Origin of the sequence: Dyadobacter sp. CY327 (genome assembly GCF_021390415.1) — a bacterium.
Lineage (GTDB): Bacteria > Bacteroidota > Bacteroidia > Cytophagales > Spirosomataceae > Dyadobacter > Dyadobacter chenhuakuii.
On the sequence record NZ_JAJUXJ010000007.1, the window covers coordinates 1098457 to 1117946 of the forward strand.

A 19490-nucleotide genomic window follows, 5' to 3' on the forward strand; every position below is an offset into this window, starting at 1 on the left:
AAAAATGAAAACCAACCCATTATTGACCCTCTCGATTGCCGCTTTGCTAGCCTGTTTCACGAGTCCTTCCCAGGCTCAGACGGGAACGAAAGAACAACTCGTGGTGCCGCTAACAGACCCTACAAAACCCGGATCTTTGCAAGTCAATCTGATAAACGGGACCATTAAAGTGACGGGTTATTCGGGCAACCAGGTTGTCATTGACGCGGTCGTTAAGAGCTCGGAAAAGCCGGACAAGCCGAAAGACGAAGCAGCCGGTGGCATGAAGCGGATCACCCGAAACGGAGGCCTAGAACTGACCGCAACCGAAGAGCATAATGTTGTCAAATTGACGACCAGAATGGTGAACACAACGATGCTTCTGGAGATCAAAGTGCCCCAGAAATTTGGCCTCAAAGTTGGTACTGTAAACAATGGAGACATCGTCATTGAGAACGTGTCCGGCGAGATGGAAATCCAGAATGTGAACGGCGATATCACGCTTACGAACATTGCCGGATCGGCCGTTGCGAACACCATCAACGGAACATTGAAAGCTAACTTTAAGACCATCGACAACACCTCGCCCATGGCATTCTCGACATTGAACGGCAACGTGGATGTGACCATTCCGGCGACTGCAAAATTCGATGTAAAACTGAAATCCGACCGGGGCGAAATATTCAGCGACTTCGATGTGGACGTTGACAAAAGCGCTCCGCAGGCCACGCGCTCGGGCAAGGACGGAATGTATAAGGTTTCGATCGATGACTGGGTGAAAGGCAAGATCAATGGCGGCGGAAGCGAAATTATGATGAAGAATATGAATGGCAATATTTACGTGCGAAAAGCGAAGTAAAACCGCCTTTAAAAGCCCTATAAGCAGAAACCCGCCGATGCTGAAAAGCAATGCGGCGGGTTTTCTTTTTGATGTACCAATATGCATGCATTATGGCCCGCGTCTATTCAATTGTGCCGCCCATTTCTACGAGCATTTTTGAAAGGTCGTCCAGTTTTTTTGTTCTCAGGGTTGCAAGAATCTGTTCTGACAACAGCTCCGATGTTGCAGTTGCGTCGGTAAGGATCCGCTTACCAGCGTTCGCCAGTTTCACATAAGAGACCCGCGCGTCGCGGCTGTTAGCTTCACGTTTCACCATTCCCAGCTTCTCCAGGGGCGATAGCATCCGGGTAATTCCTGAGGCTGTCAGGCCGATTTTTTCAGCCAGATCAACGCGGCGCATCTTCTCTTCGGGCGCTTCTCCGAGGTGAAACAAGATCAGAAATTCACTGAGACTAATGCCATGACTGCTCAGTTTTGCATCGAATCGCTTGGTAATCAAGGCCTGCACTGTGGTGAGGTTCAGGAACAATTTTAATGATGGCGTGATGGTTGACATATGATTGAGTTATATTTGTTTTATTGTTGAAATATAGTTGAGCATTCAAGTATTATGCAAATATATAGCAAGTTTAACACATTGTCAAACAATGCTTTGCATTATTATGAATGAAAAAATAGGTTTTTGATGCCTCTGAGCGGGATTTCAGAGATGTTTCACGTGGATCGTTAAGCAATGGCATAACCTGCCCTGTTACGCGCTAGATTTCAATGCGTAATAAGGCGGTTTATGAAGCGCTTATGCGTAAATTTTCACCCCGAATGTGCGCGCAGCAACTGGCGGTAACTGTTCAGGATGGCGGACTTAGAAATGAACCCTACAAACTCCCCGGACACTTTCACTACGGGCAAGTTCCAGGCACCCGTTTCATCGAACTTTTTGACAACACTTACAATGCTGTCGAAGTCGCTGATGACTACGGAAGGGACTTTCATGAGGTTGGATATCGTGAGCATATCATACAGCTCCGGATTGAAAAGCAGCGGCCGGATGTCGTCCAGAGAAATTGTACCGACCAGTTTCTTGTCCGCGTCCACGACCGAGATCATATTGCGCCTTCCTACACGCACCAGCTCAGCCAGCTCCTCGCGCGTGGCGTGCTGGCTTACCGTCTGAATGTCCTTATCGATAAGGTCCAGAATGTGTAGCAGCGAGAGTAAATTCCGGTCGTGTTCGCGGGTGAAAATCTTGCCTTGCTCTGCGAGTTTTCTGAGGTCGGGCGAGATGGGCGAAAACCATTTCGCCATTAAATATGAGATGACCGAAACGATCATTAACGGGATAAAAAGATCATAACCGGAAGTGGATTCGGCGATCAGAAATATCGCGGTTAAGGGCGCATAAAGTACGCCGCTCATGACACCCGCCATGCCTACGATCACAAGATTATTGATGGGCACATCGGTGGCACCGACCTGCACGCAGATGAGCGCAAACACGTAGCCGAGCGACCCGCCCGCAAAAAGAGACGGCGCAAAATTCCCACCGTTCCCGCCACTGAAAATGGTGATCGAAGCGGAGAATGCTTTGAGCAAACAGATCAGCGCAACGAAGACAACAACGACCCATTCGCGGTAACCGATGAAGCGGAACAAACTGTTCTCAATTACCGACTGCATCTGCCCATTGGTGATGGCTTTAATGGTGTCATAACCTTCGCCAAACAGCGGCGGATAGAGCACGCACAAGACCGACAGGATCGCGCCTCCGAGCATGGCTTTTCTGATCCGCGTGAGTTTCAGCCCGTGAAAAAACTCATCAATGTACTTGGCTATTAAAACAAAATACCGGGCGTAAAGTCCGCACAGAACGCCGAGAATTAAATAGAACGGAATGTTGTGATAATCGAATGGGTTGCGCGTCTTGAATTGGAATAAAACATTTTCCTGCAGCAAGATCTTTGAGATAAGACTTCCGCAAACTGCCGCAACGACCAAGGGGATAAAATCAGAAAATACGACGCCTACCAGCAGGATCTCAAAGGCGAACATCATCCCTGCGATAGGCGCGTTAAAAGCCGAGGCAATACCGGCCGTTGCGCCTGCTGCGAGCAGCAATGTCCGCTCGCGATAATCCAGCTTGTAGGTCTGAGCGAAATTAGACCCGATTGCAGCCCCTGTAACTGCGATAGGGCTCTCCAAACCCGCCGACCCTCCCAACCCCACGGTGATCGCACTTTGAACGATCTGTGAGTACATTTTGACCGAAGAGACCACACTTGAATTCTGCGCGATCTCATACAGGATTACGGGGATGCCTTTTTTGTCCTGCCCTTTGAATATAAAAATCACAACCAGCGTCGTGATGACGATGCCGAGAAAGGGAAACAAAATATAAAAGAAAACCTGCTGCTCGAAGTAGACCTTGTAGGTAATTACATAGTGAATGTAATGTACAAGCGATTTGAGGATCACGCCCGCAAGGCCGCATGTGATGCCGACCAGAATACCCGACAGGATCAAAAATTGAGATCTTGTGAGCACACTTTTCAACCAGAAAAGCACGATTTCGTAACTGCGCGCTTTATTGAGGCTGTATCTGATGAAATTTCTTCTGAACTTTAAATAACCGAATGCTCTCTTAATGTTGCTCTTGTTCACAATTTACCGTTTTGGTCCGCCGGAGCGCCGGGACGCCGGCGGACTTCATTTTCAATGCTAGTTAGCACGGGCAAGCTGAACTTCAAGCTTGATGTCCACATTACGGTCGTTGCCGTTATAACGCGAGTTATAGCCGCCCGATCCGATGCCTACACCCATTCCGCCTCCCATTCCGATTCCTCCCCCTAAACCTATGCCAATGCGTGGGCTGAATCCGGATTGTGACGATTGTCCGTCCACTTTAATGTTAACACCAAGCATTGCGGTTTCTCTGGCGTTCACGCCCATGAGGCTGAACGGGATTGCAATCTGTTCTGTAAGCTCTCCATTCTGGTCCATCAGGATCTTGGACTTAATGCTGCCGTCCTGTGCCACCAGATTGATGAAATGCTGGCCTTGCTTGTCTTTCCAAACGGCTTCTTTGTTATACGAATCCAGAAGCAGGTCGAGTCCTAAGCTGTTGGGAAGATCAGTATCCACGCGTTTTAACGCTTTCCTGTCTTCTTTCATTACAACCGGGAACAGCAGGGAGTATTGGTCTTTTTTCTGTCCGTCGGGGCTGAAAGAGATTTTCAGGCCGCTGGAAAGGATGTTTTGAATGGTGGTCGGATCCTTGGTTTTCAGGGTCAGATAAACGTAATGTTCATCATTAATGATTCCGTATCTGAGCCTTGATTTCTGATCCTGCTGATCTGGTTTAACTTCATCCACGTACGAGAAAGGCGCGTTCCATTTCGACTCATATGTCATGGTTTTTGAGGAACTACATCCAGCGAGGGCAGCCAGCAGTAATAAGCACCAACTGTTTTTTATGATTTTCATTTTAACTAAGCGTAACGATTATGAATAATTAATAAACGAAATCCTCCAACCAATCATTACTGCAAACTGAAATAAATCGTCGCGATGAAATCGTTGCGATGAATAAGACTTTCCACATTTGGGAAATATGTTTCCGGCTGATCGTCCGCTAACGCTATTACTCTCCCAGCAAGGCAGCAATCTTCCGGTGCAGTTTTTCCGGCTCAAATGGCTTGGACAATGTATCGTTCATACCCGATGCCAGGGCCTGTTGAATTTCCTCAGGCAACACCGTGGCTGAAAGCGAAAGGATCGGGGTTTGAATCATCAGCTGCTTCCGGGCAAAGCTTGCGGCCTGAAAGCCATCCATTTCGGGCATTCTTGTATCCATAATGATCAGGTCATATTTTTTTTCCCTTAATGCATCAATGGCCTCCCTGCCATTCAAAACCATGGTCGCATCCAATAACCAGGTTTTCAGGTATTTTTTCAAAAGCAGTGCGTTGATCGGATTATCCTCGGCTACCAGGACTGTCTTCCCCGTAAATGGCGGCAAATCCTGGAATGCTACCGAAGGTTTTGGCTCAACGCTTTTTTCATTGGCATCCGGCAGGATTAAGGTAAAGAAGAACTGGCTTCCCTTATTGGATTTGCTGTTCACTTCCAGCTCGCTGCCCATCAGCCGCACGAGCTTTTGAGAAATTGTCAGCCCAAGGCCCGTTCCTCCGTATTGATGCGACGTGTTTTCAGAAGCTTGTCCGTACTCCGAGAAAATATTGGCAAGATGCTCCTCAGACATGCCTATGCCCGTATCGTCGACGCTGAATTTAATCTTGTGGCCAAACTGCGTTTCTGAGATCAGATCCACACGGCAAACGACTCCGCCTTCCTGTGTGAACTTTAATGCATTGCCCACCAGGTTCAGCAAAATCTGGTTCAGGCGCATTCCGTCGGCCATGACACATTCCGGAAGATTTTGGTCGATAGCCAGGCTGAGGTTCAGCTTTTTCTCATCTGCTTTAAAGCGCATCAGGTCAATAATCCCTTTTCCCAGCACACGGAGGTCAGTGGACGTCGGGATAATAGAGAATTTCCCTTCGTCGATTTTGGATATATCCAGAATGTCATTGAGAATGTTGAGCAGGGATCCGGACGACTGGCGCAGCATATCGATCAGGTCGCGCTGCGATGCGTCGAGGGGTGTTGCGCTGAGCAGATTCCCGAGCCCGATGATACCGTTAAGCGGTGTACGTATTTCGTGGCTCATGTTGGCAAGAAACGATTCCTTCGCCTTCCGGGCTTTTTCAGCCAGGCTTTGTGCGTCGATTAATGCTCTTTCATGCTCTTTCCTTTTTTCTACATCATGCAGGTTTACAAACAGGAGCCTGTTTTTATACATAATGCGTAATTCGAGCCAGACAGGTTGTCTTAACCGCCCGAAGAACCGGTCTTCCACAACGATGGTTTCCCCACCCACGTAGCTCTTCCTGACCAAAACTTCACGTAACGAAGCATTCCCCGGTTCTACCAGCAGATCCAGGATTGTGGTTCCTACCAGGTGACTGGGAGATATTCCAAGAATTTTTTCAACTGATGGGTTAATGGAAATAATGTTGCCCGTTTCCGGTTCAACGGTTGCAATAATGTCGGGGGAATTGAGAATGATTGTTGCGTAATTTTCAAGTAATTTGTTCTTGTCACGGATCTCTTTCTGGCTCCTGGCCAGCCTGATCAGCGAGTCGACTTTTGCATTGGTTATATACGGGTCCAGCGGTTTGTACAGATAATCGATCGCGCCGGTTTTGAGCCCGCGCACCGCATAGGTTGTTTCTTTCGAAATGGCGGTCACAAAAACAATCAGAATTTCTTTGGTCTTCGGATTGGAAAGCAAGGTTTCTGCAAATTCAAAACCATCCATACCAGGCATCTGGACGTCGACAAGTGCCACCGCAATTTCATTTTCCCATACGATGCGCAATGCTTCGTTGGCAGAAGTTGTGGAGTAAATCTCGATATCATCCCTGCTTAGAATCGCTTTCAACGAAATGAGGTTTTCTTCACGGTCGTCGAGCAGCAGAATTTTTGTGTTTTCCATCTTAATTTATTCTATGAAAGTAGATCGCTGATCGTTTCGTAAAACCCATTCTCCTCTAACAGCTTGTGTTTTTGATATTTTAATAATGCTTCTTCCGGCATACGCGGAAATTCCGCAAACGCCGGACTTTGCACATAAGTCGGACAGCCCTTTTCGGCCAGGAGTTTCAATCCCTCGGCTCCATCCTGGCTTGACCCTGAAAACAGCATAGCGGCTTTCAGGGGAATGCCTGACATTGCCGCCGACATAAATGTCGCGTCAATGGACGGTCGTGAGAAAAAGTCCGGCTCTGTGTGATCGTAGTAGAACCGATGATCCTCTCCGACCAGAAGATGATAATCCGGCAATGCAAAGTAAATCGTGTTCGAGGTAATCGGATCAAGATGATGCGGTTCGCTCATGTGAACATCGGTTTTTGTTTTAAATAAATCAGGCAACACCGATGAACTGTATCTTCCCCTATGCAATACGAAAATAACGGCAAACGAGATCGGTCCCTTTAAAAGTTTAATAATGTCTTCCAGGATCACAAAGCTTCCCGACGAGCCGCCCATTAGTACAAGACTCAGCGATTCATCTTTCGCGCTGTTCATTTGATTTTCTGATAAATGTTCAGTGCACTGTCAATTATTTTGAAATGGGCTTCAAGCCCCGAATAACGCAATGTTTCTCGTTTTCCCAAACAAAGAAACCCTAACATGCTCAAACTATCGTAAAGAAGCTTGAAAACCTGCTGCCGAAGTTCGAGCGTAAAATAGATCATTACATTGCGACAGCTTATAAATTGAAACTCATTGAAAACCCCGTCACCGGTAAGGTCATGTAATGAAAAAACAATATTTTTCCGCAATTCCGGGGATATAACGGCTTTATTGTAAGCCACATGATAATAATCCGACAATGAGCCATTTCCTCCCGCCAGGAGATAATTTTCAGAAAATGATCTTGCGTTTCCCAAAGTAAAAACCCCTTCCCTGGCCGAAGTAAGCACCTTATTGCTCAGATCAGTTGCATAGATCAGCGAACGGCTCATGAGTTGAGCCTCTTTTAGCAGGATTGCCATTGAAAACGCCTCTTCGCCCGATGCACATCCGGCCACCCAGAACCGTAATGACGGGTAAGATTCCAGGTAACCAAATACTTCCGTCCTTACCCTTTTGAAATATTCGGGATCGCGGAACATTTCAGAATAATTGACCGTCAGTTCCTGGATCAGGTCGTATACAATGCTTCCCCCAGGCTCGATGTGCTGTATGAGCTCGTCCAGGTCCATGCCGTATTTAGCCAGGTAACGGCCCGCTCTTCTCAGCAGCGATGGTCGCGCATAACCGGAAAAGTCGAAACCGGAAATCTCTCGGATGCGGACGATCAATTCTTCGAGCTGTGAATATTCTAAAACAACCATATGTCAGGCTGAATGCAGCCACACTTTAATTAATGCCAGCAACTTATCCACGTCCACAGGTTTGGAAATATAGTCATTGGCACCTGCCGCAAGACATTGTTCCCTATCGCCCTGCATCGCCTTGGCCGTTACCGCAATGATGGGCAGGTTGGCCCATCTGGGCACTTCCCTGATTTTTCTCGTCGCCTCTATCCCATCCATTTCCGGCATCATTACGTCCATCAGAACGAGATCAATTTCGGGTGTATCTTCCAGTTTTTCAATGGCTTCCCGGCCGTTCGTAGCGATTTCGATCTTGAAACCCGACTCTTCAAGCACCGCGCTCAAAGCGAATATATTGCGCATATCGTCGTCAGCGACCAGTATTTTTTTACCTACAAAAACATTTTCGGAATGGACTACCGGATTGCTGAATGCATCCCGTTTCTCAGGTCCTTTGAGTGTTTTGGGCTGAATGTTTTTCAGGAATAATTTTACTTCATCCAACAACCGCTCATTCGACTTCTTGGTTTTCATCACGACCGGATGCGCGTATTTCATTACACGTGTAAGGTCCGCCTGGTCCAGATCCTCCGCTGTGTTAATCACAACAGGCACTGCGCTCCAAACTGAATGTTTCTTGATCTCGTCCAGCAAATCGAGGCCATTCATGTCCGAAAGCCGGATATCCAGAATGATGCCATCGACCGTTTTTGTATTAAGTATCTCTAATGCTTCGGCTGCTGAAAATGCATATAGCACAAAAATGTTGTTCGCCGTCAGGAAATCTCCCAGATACTTGCTCTGATACTGATCGTCTTCAACGAGCAGGATCTTTTGCTTTTCGGTCTTGCCGGATTCCAGTTTCAGCAAAGTAAATATATGCTCCGCCGATTTCTCGTCCACGGGCTTTTGCATAAATCCGATTGCTCCTTCCTTGACCATATCCATGTCCAGATAGGAACCCGAAGAAACCGTGTGAACAGGAATGAGACTTGTTTTTGGGTCTGCTTTCAGTTCTTTCAAAACTTCATCCCCGGACATATCGGGCAAATGCATATCCAGAATGATGGCCGTGGGCCGGAAACTCTGCACCAGCTCCATGGCTTTCCTGCCCGTGTCGGCTACTACTACTTCAAATCCGCTATCCCGTGCTTTGGACGACATATCCGCCGCAAAAATCTCATCATCTTCAACCAATAGCAACCGGTATTCTTTGCCGTTGTCATCCTCCGGCACTTTTGCCACCGGCTTCTGGATTTCAACCATTTCAAGAGGCATCGCTGCGGCTTCCGAAGTCGGCTCCTGATCTTGTACGGGAATTTTTAATGTAAATGTTGATCCTACTCCTGCTTCACTTCTTAGAGAAATGGAGCCTTTGAATAAATTAGCGAGCTCACGGCTGATAGAAAGTCCCAGTCCCGTTCCGCCATATTTCCGGCTGGTAGAGCCGTCGGCCTGCTGGAAAGCTTCGAAAATGGACTGCTGTTTTTCAGGCGCGATCCCGATGCCGGTGTCCGAAACTTCGAAAAACAAATGTGACGCTTCTTGTCTGATATTCAACGAAACTGTGCCCGGCGCCGAGGTGAATTTTACAGCATTGGAAACAAGGTTCCGAATGATCTGGAGCAATCTGACCTGATCCAAAAACAGCGTGTCCGGGCATGACTCAGCTTTTTCAATTTTCAGTTCCAATCCTTTGTTCTCCGCTATTTTCTGAAATGTATTTCTGACCTCGGATAACAAAAGCTCTGTGCTTACATGCTCGTGCATCAGCTCTATCTTACCCGATTCTACTTTTGCAAGATCGAGAATGTCATTGATCAATGTCAGGAGATCATTGCCAGAATTGAAAATTACAGAAGCATAGCGCTGTTCTTCTTCGTTGAGCCTCGCTCCTTTGTTTTCGCCCAGGATTCTGGAAAGGATGAGAATACTGTTCAATGGGGTCCTGAGCTCATGGCTCATATTGGCAAGGAATTCGCTTTTGAACCTGCCGCTTTTTTCGAGTTCGTCGGCTTTGATCTGTATCTGATCACGCGCTTCCTCAATGGTGCTTTTTTGCTCTTCCAGCATAAAAGCTTTTTCTTCCAGCTCAGTATTGATTTGTTTCAACTCCTCCTGCTGCACCCGCAACTCTTCTTCCGAAACCTGCAAAAGCTGCGTCTGGCGCATGAGTTCCTCGTTCGTAACCCGCAGTTCTTCCTGCTGGCTTTCGAGCTCTTCCGCTTGTAGCTGGGTTTTTTCAAGCAGCTCATTGGTGGTCTCACGCGCATGTGCAGCCACGATGGCAACGGCAACATTGTCCGAAACCATTTCCAATAACTTGGAAACCTTATCGCCGGGATCATTGAGATAACCCACTTCTATAACCGCCGTCACCGCACCTTCAAATGAGACAGTTTTGATATAAACCATGGCAGGGTTGGTACTTCCCGTCGTGCTCGCAATTTTAAAATATGCGGCGGGGACTTCCACTTTCCTCAGTCCTACCTGGTCAGATGCCATTTGCCCCAGCATACCCTGACCAAATTTGATTTCATCCGGAACTGACCCAGCGTTTTCGATTCCATAAGTGCTGGCGAGCTGTAAAAGATCTCCCGAGCGGTTGACCAGATACATGGTCCCTACCGGCGAGCCGGTGACCTCTACGAGCTTATTTAAAAATTTGCGCGCCAGTTCGCGATGTGTGGGCTCTCCGCGAATGGCCTCTGCAAGTTTAACTGCATTGTTTAATATCCAATTTTTTTCCTGATCCTCAATCGACAACTTTTCGAGCTGCTTGTTAGCATTAATCGTCTCATTTTCGGAAGCGATCTGTGCATTATAGGTTCTTCTGATAAAATAGTATAGCAGGAAAACGACGCATAGGAACACGAGCGTTCCAAAAACAATGTATTGTGTCGCCTCGGATGAGCTGTCGGCAGCAAGTTGCTCACGCTCTGCAAGCAAGCCTTCTTCCTGGTTTTCAATGCGTTTAAAAACAAAATCGATCTGTGAAGAAAGGACTTTCCCTTTTAAGACGATCGCTTTAATGGTGTCGGGCTTGACGTTTCCGGCTTTGAGCAGCTCATATTGCTGATCCATCAGGTCCAGCCGCACTTGCATGATCGGCATGAGTGAATCCAACCGGCTTATTTGTATTCTATTATCCCTTACCAATTTCCGCATGGCATCCAATTGCTGCCATACATTGTCGGCGGCCTGCCGGTAATTGTTTTCAAACTGTACATTATTGGTAAGCGCGTATCCCCGGACATTGGATTCCGCAGTAAGCAGCTTGTTACGGACATTCGTTGAAATGGCCATTACTTCCCGGGTATGGTTCACCCAGCCGGTATTTTCCTGCTGCATCTTTATCGCATTGTAAGACGTAAGCCCTACTACAACAACTAAAACAATAGAGAAGATTATACCAATTAAAATCTGTTGTTGGAAAGATAGGCGCATAAACGACAAATAGCGGAATGGACTGGCTGAGCAATTTCCGCTAAATATCAGGAAAAAAACGGAAACCGCTCTTGATATGAAGCGTTTCCCTTAACTATTTTATAGAATTTCAGCGGATATTAAATATAAACTACTTCTACTTCGAACTGTCCTATTCGCTCGATTTTGCGGTAACCCATTCAACCAGTTCGTTTTCCAGCGTGATCAGCACACCGCGAGACTTCTTGCCCGCGCCGTCGTATGTTTTGATCAGCTTCCGCAAATGCCTGCGCGGCTCGTCGGCATTGCTTCCCCCGACGAACGACATGAAAATGAACTCGCCGCTCGTTTGCTCAACAACCCGGTCAATGTGCAGTAACTTACCTCCTGGTATTAATAACTCTCTGTTTGTCTGCACCTTACCAGTATCCTGATAAAGATCTGACAGTTCGGGATCACTCAATAAATCCCTAGTTTGTGCCTCAATCGCTGCTGTTTCTGCCTTGGTAAAAATCCCCTCGCCTACCAGCCGGTCCAGGGCAAATGGCAGGTCGGAAATGGTTTTGAGGCGGGTTAAGAGGTAACGTATTTTTTGTAAACGGTCATGTTTGGGCTCAAATGTTTCCACATCGAAGATCCTGTCTGCCATTCTTCTCAGGCGCAAGGATTCCGTACGGTCATTACTAAGGATATGATTCAGTACAAATGGCTGTGCATTGGACTTCCTGTGCGCGTGCATGGGTTCGCTATGGCCATTAGCAATGACGTATTTGGACTCACTTTCATTCCAGGCAGGCTCAACACCCTCCTGCGCCAGATAATTTTGCAGCCAGTTGCTAACCTGCTGCCTTGATTCCCACTTTCTTTCGCGTTTGGCCAGGATATACAATCGCTGCACGGGACGCGTGAAAGCGACATATAACAAATTCAGATTTTCAACCAATGTGCGTGTACGCTCATCTGTATACTGCGTGGCAACGACTGTGTTTTCAAGGTCTTTCACGACTGAGACCATTGAGCTCCTCAGCTTTTTTTCGGGCTGATTGGCCAATGCAAGTTCATCATAATCGACATCATCCAGATCAAGCCATAGGCGGTCGAGCTTGGCATTAGGCGTGACTTTCCAATGTGCATAGGGCACGATGACTACGGGATATTCCAAACCTTTCGATTTATGAATGGTGGTAATGCGGATGGCATTGGTTTCGTCTGGGATTGTTATAGAAAGCTTATGCCTTGCCGACTCCCAATAAGTAAGGAAATCGCCGAGGTGATTGCTTTTTCTGTTTCCAAAGTCCATCACCACATCCAGGAAACGGAACAGATATTCGTTCTCGAAATGGTTTGCAAACAATCCGAAACGCTGCATAAGCTGCTCGCTCAATTCGAACACGGACAATTGCCGCATTCTGAATGAGCTCAGGTTAATGTTCCATTTTTTAAAATATTCCAGAAATGTATCCAAACCACTCTCTTCGCACAAAATGCGTATCTGCTCGTATTCACTCGCTGCGGGATTCTCTCTTCTGACAACGTGATGAAACAGATAAGCCGCCTCGTAACGCGCCAACCGGTGGTCGGAGCTAAGCAGCACTTTCATAAAGGAAATGATAAAATGCACCGATCTGGAATAGCCTAAGGAAAGCGCATCGTCCGATATCAAGGGTAATCCTGCTTCTTTGAGCGTGCTGGCCAGGGCAGTTGCTTCCCTTTTTTTTCTGCACAAAATAGCCATGTCACGCCAATCGTAACCTTGCATTTTCAACTCATTCACCAGTTCCAAAGAACGCTTGACAATGCTGTCGGTGGCCCCGATCTCTTCCGTCTCCTCGTTTTCCTCATGCAGTTCGAGAAACTCAATTTCAACATGGCCGCCATTCGGCACATTATCTGGAATTTCCTGCTGGAAATTCTGATCATAGACATCCTGGATAAGCACATTCTCCGCGCCGACCGTTTCGGCAACGAAGGCAAAGAAGTTGTTGTTGAAATCCGTAATCTCCCGACGGCTACGGCGGTTGACTTTCAAATGATTTACATCCAGATAATTATCCAGGCTGAGTAACCGCTCGGCATTATACGAACTGTTCCCCAGCACATTCGCCAGCGCCATCACCTGGCTGGTGGCGAGATGTAAAATAAGGTCCATATCACCGCCCCGGAACCTGTAAATTGATTGTTTGGCATCTCCTACGATCAGATTGAAAAAACCGCCTGATAATGCATTCTCAATCAGCGGAAGCAAATTGGCAAATTGCAGCTTGGATGTGTCCTGAAACTCATCGACCAAAATATGGTTATAGCGCTCTCCTAACCGCTCGAAAATAAACGGAACAGGCTCCCTGGCCACAATTTCGACGATCTTTCGATTGAAGTCTGAAATGTGGACTTGATTATTTTGTTTTAAAAGCGCATCAAATTCCTTCCTAATTTCACCCAGCAGCGACAGGTTATAAATGTGCCTGTCCAGCTGTCCGTAAAGCGTAATTTTCTGCGTTTCGGAAGTCCGGATGTTCTCGATCTGGTGAAAATAATTTTCCAGGTCTGTCCTTACCTTCTCAATTTCGTCTTTAATTAAAACTGGCGCTTTGGCGCCATACCAAACCCCTTCTCCGATGGTTTTGTAAACGTAGGAATTTGGTTCCGCCCAAATTTTCTTCCCTTCGGCTCTGTCGCGGAAGTAACCATAAATGCCTCTCCCACTCTGGTGAAAATCTTTTTCAGTGAGAAAAGTTGATTGTATCAATTCAAATGCATGCTTCGAAAGTTTCGCTAAATGCGCCTCACGCTCGCGAACGAATGCGCGCATCTGGTTGCGTATGGCGATCCAATCCTGCATTTTAAGATCCTCCACTCGCTTCATCTGCATGTAACTTTGCTCGCTCAGCAAAGTGCCAGCAGTGCCGCGTATCTGCATGGGTAATGTGCCCCAGCTTTTCCCCTCCTCGGCATTTTCGCGATAATATCTTTCAACGATCTCTGTGAGCACCTCTTCGCCATCCTGCCCGATACGCGCGAGCAGGCGGTCTACGGCGTCATCCAGTAAATCACTGTCGAGTTGTGTTTCGAAGATAAATGGGATCCCAAGTTCATCTGTAAAACTGCTGATAAGCCGTTGTGTAAACTTATCGATCGTCATGACCGAAAAATCGGAGTAGCGATGCAGGATCTGTCTGAAAACGAGTTGCGCGCGGCCTGCGATCAGCTGGCACGCACCTTGGAAAAGTTCTTGATCTTGAAGCGTATCCGGATACATTTCCGTTACCACATCACGGAGCATGGGATGTGGATCAGCATCCGAATTGAAGAAATCTGAAAAGATCCGCAGCATAAGCAGGATGCGGTCTTTCATTTCATTAGCTGCCGCATTCGTGAATGTGACAGCTAATATATGCCTGAAATAAGTATCTGAATTGGAGTGCAGGGCAAGTTTAAGATACTCCTTGGTAAGCGTATACGTCTTCCCCGACCCTGCCGATGAACTATAAACCTTAAACACCTTACAGGTTGAAGCGAATGCCTCCTGAAATGTTAGGGCTCAAATAAAATGGTCTTGGAAGCAGTTCAAGATAGGTTCCTCCTTCCAGAAAAACAGAAATGCGGTTATCAGGAATGTAATATTCAATTCCACCCAGAACCGATCCGCCTAGTGAAATGTCTTTTTCATAATTGCCATTCAAGCGTTTTGGGTAAGATCTGCGGCTATTTACCTGTCCACCTAATCCGTAATAAACGTGCACGGCTTCTGAATTGAAAAGCGGCGTATGCCATAAGTAATGCACTTGCAGGGAAACACCGGCGTTTTTGTAAATTCCTTCATCACCTCTGTACTTACGGTCGTTGGACAAGATTCCGCCATAAGTCCCTATCGTTACGTCCAGCGCATGAATGTTGTTGAAATACTTACGGATATTGATCCCTGTTGGCTCGCCCAATTTAAAACCAACTGCCCAGTTGTCATATTGAGCGTGTGCAAAACCAAAGCTGAGGATAAAGGCAAACGTTAAGGCTAATTTCTTCATAATGAGTTTTTATCGGGGATATTGAATTTTTGTGCTCTTATCAAAAAGCGTGCTACACCGTCACGCTTTTTGATTGATATTTTTTCAAAGAGTCTATTAATGCTTCATTTTCTTCCTGCGTGCCAACTGTAATTCTCAAACAACCGTCACAAAGATGAACCCGAGACCTGTCCCTGACAATGATCTCTTCGCTGATCAGATAATCCATGATTGCCTTTGCTTCATCGAATTGCACCAGTAGAAAATTGGCATCAGTTGCATGCACTTTTATCACCAACGATAAATCCGTTAACATGTTACACAGAGAAGTCCTTTCTTTGAGAATTTCTGCGATCATTTTATCTTTTTTATCAATTCCTTCCAAACCTTCTAATAGCGCTTTCTGAGCCGGCAGGCTGATATTATAAGGTGGTTTGATCTTGTTCAAAATGCGGATCAGCTCCGGGCTGGCGAAGCACATTCCCACGCGGATCCCGGCTAATCCCCATGCCTTAGAGAATGTCTGGAGCACCACCAGATTCGGGTATTGATCCAGGTGTTGTATCCATGAAGGTGTGTCTGTAAAATCAATGTAAGCTTCGTCCACGACCACCAGCCCTTCGAAACTTTCCAGAATCGTCGTAATGGCGTCGGCCTGCATAACGTTGCCGGTTGGATTGTTCGGTGAGCAGATCCAAATAATCTTGGTTTTAGGCGTCACTGCATTAAGCACTGCTTCCACATCAATCTGATAATCTGTCGTTAATGACACTTTATCAATGATGACGTCGTGAATGGAAGCACTTACTTCATACATTCCATAAGTAGGCGGCAAGATGATCACGTGGTCCTGACCGGGTGTGCAGGTCGCTCTCGTAAGCAGATCTATCGGCTCGTCGCTTCCATTTCCCAGGAAAATACGGTCGATATTAATGTTCTTGATGGGCGCCAGCTTATGTTTGATTTCAGACTGGTAAGGATCGGGATAACGGTTGTAATTTTCTTCCGTCACCGAGCCGTAAGGGTTTTCATTCGCATCCAGGAAAATACCTGAATGTCCTGTGTATTCATCCCTTGCCGAGGAATAGGGCGCCAGTGAAAGTATATGCTGACGAAGAATTTTAGTAAGGTCAAATGTATTTTTCATGCGGTCCGTTTTATATCGCTCGGATGCGGTTATTTACTTTTTTGAAAAGAAGAATAGTCGTTTGTCAAATTCAAATGGCTCAATATGAGCCACTTTCACCTCACTGGCAGCAGGATGCGACGGATTGATTAAATAATTATACTCCGAATTCACCACCACCGACGGAACTCTCAATAGCAGCGATTTACTGTCTTGCAGCCAATCGTCACCCACCGACTTGCTCCATTGCGGATCCTGTTTCCAGTCTTCTACGGTGTATGCAGCGAGCGATTTAATGTCATCAGGCACAAAAAGCACAGCAACAACATAGTCCGGAGGCGGCGTGGACCGGCTGGCGTGAACCAGCACTTCCAGCATAGCAAGCGACCTGTGCGAGGACGCATAGAGCATTGGTCTGCCGGGCGAGTTCCACCTTCCACCGTGGTGAAAAGCGCCAATCCCAGTCAAATCGTCTTTATAAATAGTGCGTGTAATCCTAAATAGCTCCATTAAGCAAAAATACCGTGTTCGATTCGTCCCAACTCTGTTTTAATCAGTTCTATGCCTGCGTGTGTACGCAGAAAACTGATGGGTTTCTCCTGCCCCAAAGCAGGAATTTCATTGTTGAGCCAATCCAGAAAATATTCTTTACCTAGCACCCGAACTCCTATTGAAAAGAGATCTGCAAGCGAAATGAGATGATCTGAAACAACATTGCTAAGCAGATCCACATCATTGTAACGTTGCAGGTTGCGGGATGTTACAGGCAATAATGCAATGATATCTTTCACATCCATGCCTACTGAATCCGCAAGATGCTGAATGGATGCTTTCGGCACGCCATTTGCTGCAAGGTAAGCAAGATCGAAATCGTTCTTTACAGCATGCTTTAGAATGCCATAACCTCCGAGCCGTTCATTAACCATGTATGCTGTCATCGCTCTTTTGATTGAGTTGAAAAATGTCCCCAAATTTAAGACATATTTCCAGCATTAAAAATTCCTTCTTACAAAAGACTTTTCAGCCTGATGCTAACTGCTTTCTTATGTGCATCCAGTGACTCGGCTGCTGCCATGGCTTCCACAACGGGACCAATTTGCCGTATTCCTTCCTTAGTAATGTTCTGTATGGTGATTTTTTTTACAAAACTATCAACGGACACGCCGCTATATGCACGTGCGTAGCCATTGGTGGGTAATGTGTGATTGGTGCCTGAGGCGTAATCACCGCATGATTCAGGTGTATAATTGCCCAGGAATATGGAGCCTGCATTGACTATTTGTTCTGAAACCGCTTCTGCATTCTCAACACTTAATATTAAATGTTCGGCTGCATATTGGTTTAGCAGATCAATGGCATCGTCCTCGTTATCGAGCAGAATGGCTTTGCTGTTGGCAATGGATAGAGCAGCCAGATCGCGTCTGGGCAGCTTGTCCATTTGCGAGGATAATGTAAGATTGACAGCTGATAAGAGCTTTTTGCTGGTCGAAACAAGCAACACCTGGCTGTCCGGACCGTGCTCGGCCTGGGATAAAAGATCAGCGGCTACGAATGCAGGAATCGCGCTATCATCCGCATAAACGGCAACTTCCGATGGTCCGGCAGGCATATCAATAGCAATGCCTTCTTTACTGACCAGCATTTTAGCCGTTGTAACATATTGATTCCCAGGGCCAAAAATTTTGTAAACCTTCGGCACAGATTCAGTTCCATAGGCCATTGCCGCGACGGCCTGTGCCCCTCCTATCCTAAATGCTTTGGTCACGCCAACCAATTGCGCTGCATATAAAATTGCCGGATGATCCGAAGGCGTGCATAATACAACTTCCTTACAACCCGCAATTTTTGCTGGAATTCCCAACATTAGGACAGTGCTGAACAATGGTGCAGAGCCACCGGGAATGTATATGCCTACTTTCTCGATTCCAACGCTTTTACGCCAGCAAGTAACGCCGGGCATGGTTTCAATCTTTTCGGCGGGTTGGAGCTGGGCTTCGTGAAATTTGTAAATGTTCTGATATGCCTGCCCTATCGCCTGCTTTAAAGCTTCATCCAGCTTATCACCTGCGCCGGTTAGTTCTGCTTCGGTGAAAGCAATGTTGTCGAGAACCGTTTTATCGAATTTCAGCGCCAGTTCCTTAATGCCCTGATCACCCTCTTTCCTTACCTTATCAAGGATTGGATTTACTATTGCTTCAATATCCTGTGCTTCCTGAACGGGACGGGCCAGTAATGCAGGCCATTGCTCTCTTTCAGGAAATGGAATAATATTCATACAATTATAAGATCATTTTTTCAATTGGAATAACCAGAATCCCCTCTGCACCAGCCTGTCTGATTTTCTCGATATTTTCCCAAAACTCATTTTCATTGATCACCGAATGCAAGGAACACCAGCCTTCTGTGGCCAGCGGCAGGATCGTTGGGGCACGCATTCCGGGCAGAAACTTGGTAATGCTCTCAACAGCGCTGGTGGGGCAGTTGAGCAAAATATATTTGTTATTCTTCGCAACCTGAACAGACTTGATCCGGAAAAGCAATTGATCCAAAAGATCCTTTTGCACCTCCGAAAGATGCTTGCTTGCAATCATGACCGCCTCTGAACGGAAAATGGTTTCCACCTCTTTCAAGCCGTTGCTCAAAAGTGTGCTGCCGGAACTTACAATGTCACAAACAGCGTCTGCCAAACCAATGCTGGGCGCAATTTCAACCGATCCGCTAATTTCGTGGATTTGGGCTTTAACATTATTCGAACTCAGATATTTCTCCAACAAACGCGGGTAAGTCGTGGCAATGCTTTTTCCTTCCAGGTCCGATACATTGTTGTAATCGTGCTCGCGGAGAACGCCGATTGACAATCTGCATTTTGAGAAACCCAGCTTGTGAACCGTATCCACGTCCCGATTTGACTCCTCAGAAACATTCTCACCCACGATGCCCAAATGCGCCACGCCGTCCTCAACATATCCAGGAATATCATCGTCCCGCAAGAAAAGGATTTGAGCAGGAAAATTTGTAGCGTCGGTTTTCAACTTTCCGGCACCATTATCAAACCTGATCCCACACTCTTTGATCAATTTTAAAGAGTCTTCACTCAACCTTCCGGATTTTTGTATTGCAATTCTTAATATGTTGTCATTCATTGTGTTGTGGGCTTCCGCTAAGCAACGGTTTGG

Annotated in this window: 15 protein-coding genes; 1 reads left to right on the top strand and 14 read right to left on the bottom strand. The window is 46.6% G+C overall.

Features of this window, described 5'->3' with window-relative positions; translation table 11 throughout:
* Positions 1-4 precede the first annotated feature (4 nt).
* Positions 5-838 carry a DUF4097 family beta strand repeat-containing protein gene (locus LZG74_RS20960; RefSeq protein ID WP_233798446.1) on the top strand — a complete coding sequence of 278 codons (834 nt, stop codon included), beginning with the start codon at positions 5-7 and terminating at the stop codon, positions 836-838.
* 103 nt (positions 839-941) lie between these two features.
* Here the strand turns inward: LZG74_RS20960 and LZG74_RS20965 are convergent, their stop codons facing one another.
* From LZG74_RS20965 to hisG, 14 genes are all read right to left on the bottom strand, one after another.
* Positions 942-1376, bottom strand: a complete 435-nt coding sequence (locus LZG74_RS20965; RefSeq protein WP_233798447.1) for a MarR family winged helix-turn-helix transcriptional regulator — start codon at positions 1374-1376, stop codon at positions 942-944.
* Positions 1377-1630: 254 nt separating this feature from the next.
* Positions 1631-3478: a chloride channel protein gene (locus tag LZG74_RS20970; protein ID WP_233798448.1), complete on the bottom strand. Its 1848-nt coding sequence runs from the start codon at positions 3476-3478 to the stop codon at positions 1631-1633.
* A gap of 57 nt (positions 3479-3535) precedes the next feature.
* A complete protein-coding gene (locus tag LZG74_RS20975; protein WP_233798449.1) occupies positions 3536-4228 on the bottom strand; it encodes a hypothetical protein in 693 nt (230 codons plus the stop codon).
* A gap of 229 nt (positions 4229-4457) precedes the next feature.
* Entirely contained in the window at positions 4458-6374 is a 1917-nt protein-coding gene (locus LZG74_RS20980; RefSeq protein WP_233798450.1) for a response regulator, read from the bottom strand.
* 11 nt (positions 6375-6385) lie between these two features.
* The gene (locus LZG74_RS20985; protein ID WP_233798451.1) at positions 6386-6967 is read right to left on the bottom strand and encodes a chemotaxis protein CheB; all 582 of its coding nucleotides are present in this window, start codon (positions 6965-6967) and stop codon (positions 6386-6388) included.
* Complete coding sequence (locus tag LZG74_RS20990) at positions 6964-7779, bottom strand: protein-glutamate O-methyltransferase CheR (protein WP_233798452.1); 816 nt, start codon at positions 7777-7779, stop codon at positions 6964-6966. Before LZG74_RS20990 ends, LZG74_RS20985 begins: the two co-directional genes overlap by 4 nt.
* A gap of 3 nt (positions 7780-7782) precedes the next feature.
* The gene (locus tag LZG74_RS20995) at positions 7783-11112 is read right to left on the bottom strand and encodes a response regulator (RefSeq protein ID WP_233798453.1); all 3330 of its coding nucleotides are present in this window, start codon (positions 11110-11112) and stop codon (positions 7783-7785) included.
* 247 nt (positions 11113-11359) lie between these two features.
* On the bottom strand, positions 11360-14686 hold the full coding sequence (locus LZG74_RS26445; RefSeq protein ID WP_233798454.1) for a UvrD-helicase domain-containing protein: 3327 nt from the start codon (positions 14684-14686) through the stop codon (positions 11360-11362).
* Position 14687: 1 nt separating this feature from the next.
* Positions 14688-15209, bottom strand: coding sequence for a hypothetical protein (locus LZG74_RS21005; protein ID WP_026628845.1), 522 nt, complete (start codon positions 15207-15209; stop codon positions 14688-14690).
* Positions 15210-15261: 52 nt separating this feature from the next.
* Positions 15262-16335, bottom strand: a complete 1074-nt coding sequence (gene hisC / locus LZG74_RS21010) for a histidinol-phosphate transaminase (RefSeq protein ID WP_233798455.1) — start codon at positions 16333-16335, stop codon at positions 15262-15264.
* A 33-nt stretch (positions 16336-16368) separates the two neighbouring features.
* Entirely contained in the window at positions 16369-16824 is a 456-nt protein-coding gene (locus LZG74_RS21015; RefSeq protein WP_233798456.1) for an RES family NAD+ phosphorylase, read from the bottom strand.
* Positions 16824-17252 (bottom strand): antitoxin Xre/MbcA/ParS toxin-binding domain-containing protein, encoded by a 429-nt coding sequence (locus tag LZG74_RS21020; RefSeq protein ID WP_233798457.1) that lies wholly within the window; start codon positions 17250-17252, stop codon positions 16824-16826. The genes LZG74_RS21015 and LZG74_RS21020 overlap by 1 nt, the downstream gene beginning before the upstream one ends.
* A gap of 68 nt (positions 17253-17320) precedes the next feature.
* A complete protein-coding gene (hisD, locus tag LZG74_RS21025; RefSeq protein ID WP_233798458.1) occupies positions 17321-18589 on the bottom strand; it encodes a histidinol dehydrogenase in 1269 nt (422 codons plus the stop codon).
* Positions 18590-18593: 4 nt separating this feature from the next.
* Positions 18594-19457, bottom strand: coding sequence for an ATP phosphoribosyltransferase (hisG, locus tag LZG74_RS21030; RefSeq protein WP_233798459.1), 864 nt, complete (start codon positions 19455-19457; stop codon positions 18594-18596).
* Positions 19458-19490 lie beyond the last annotated feature (33 nt).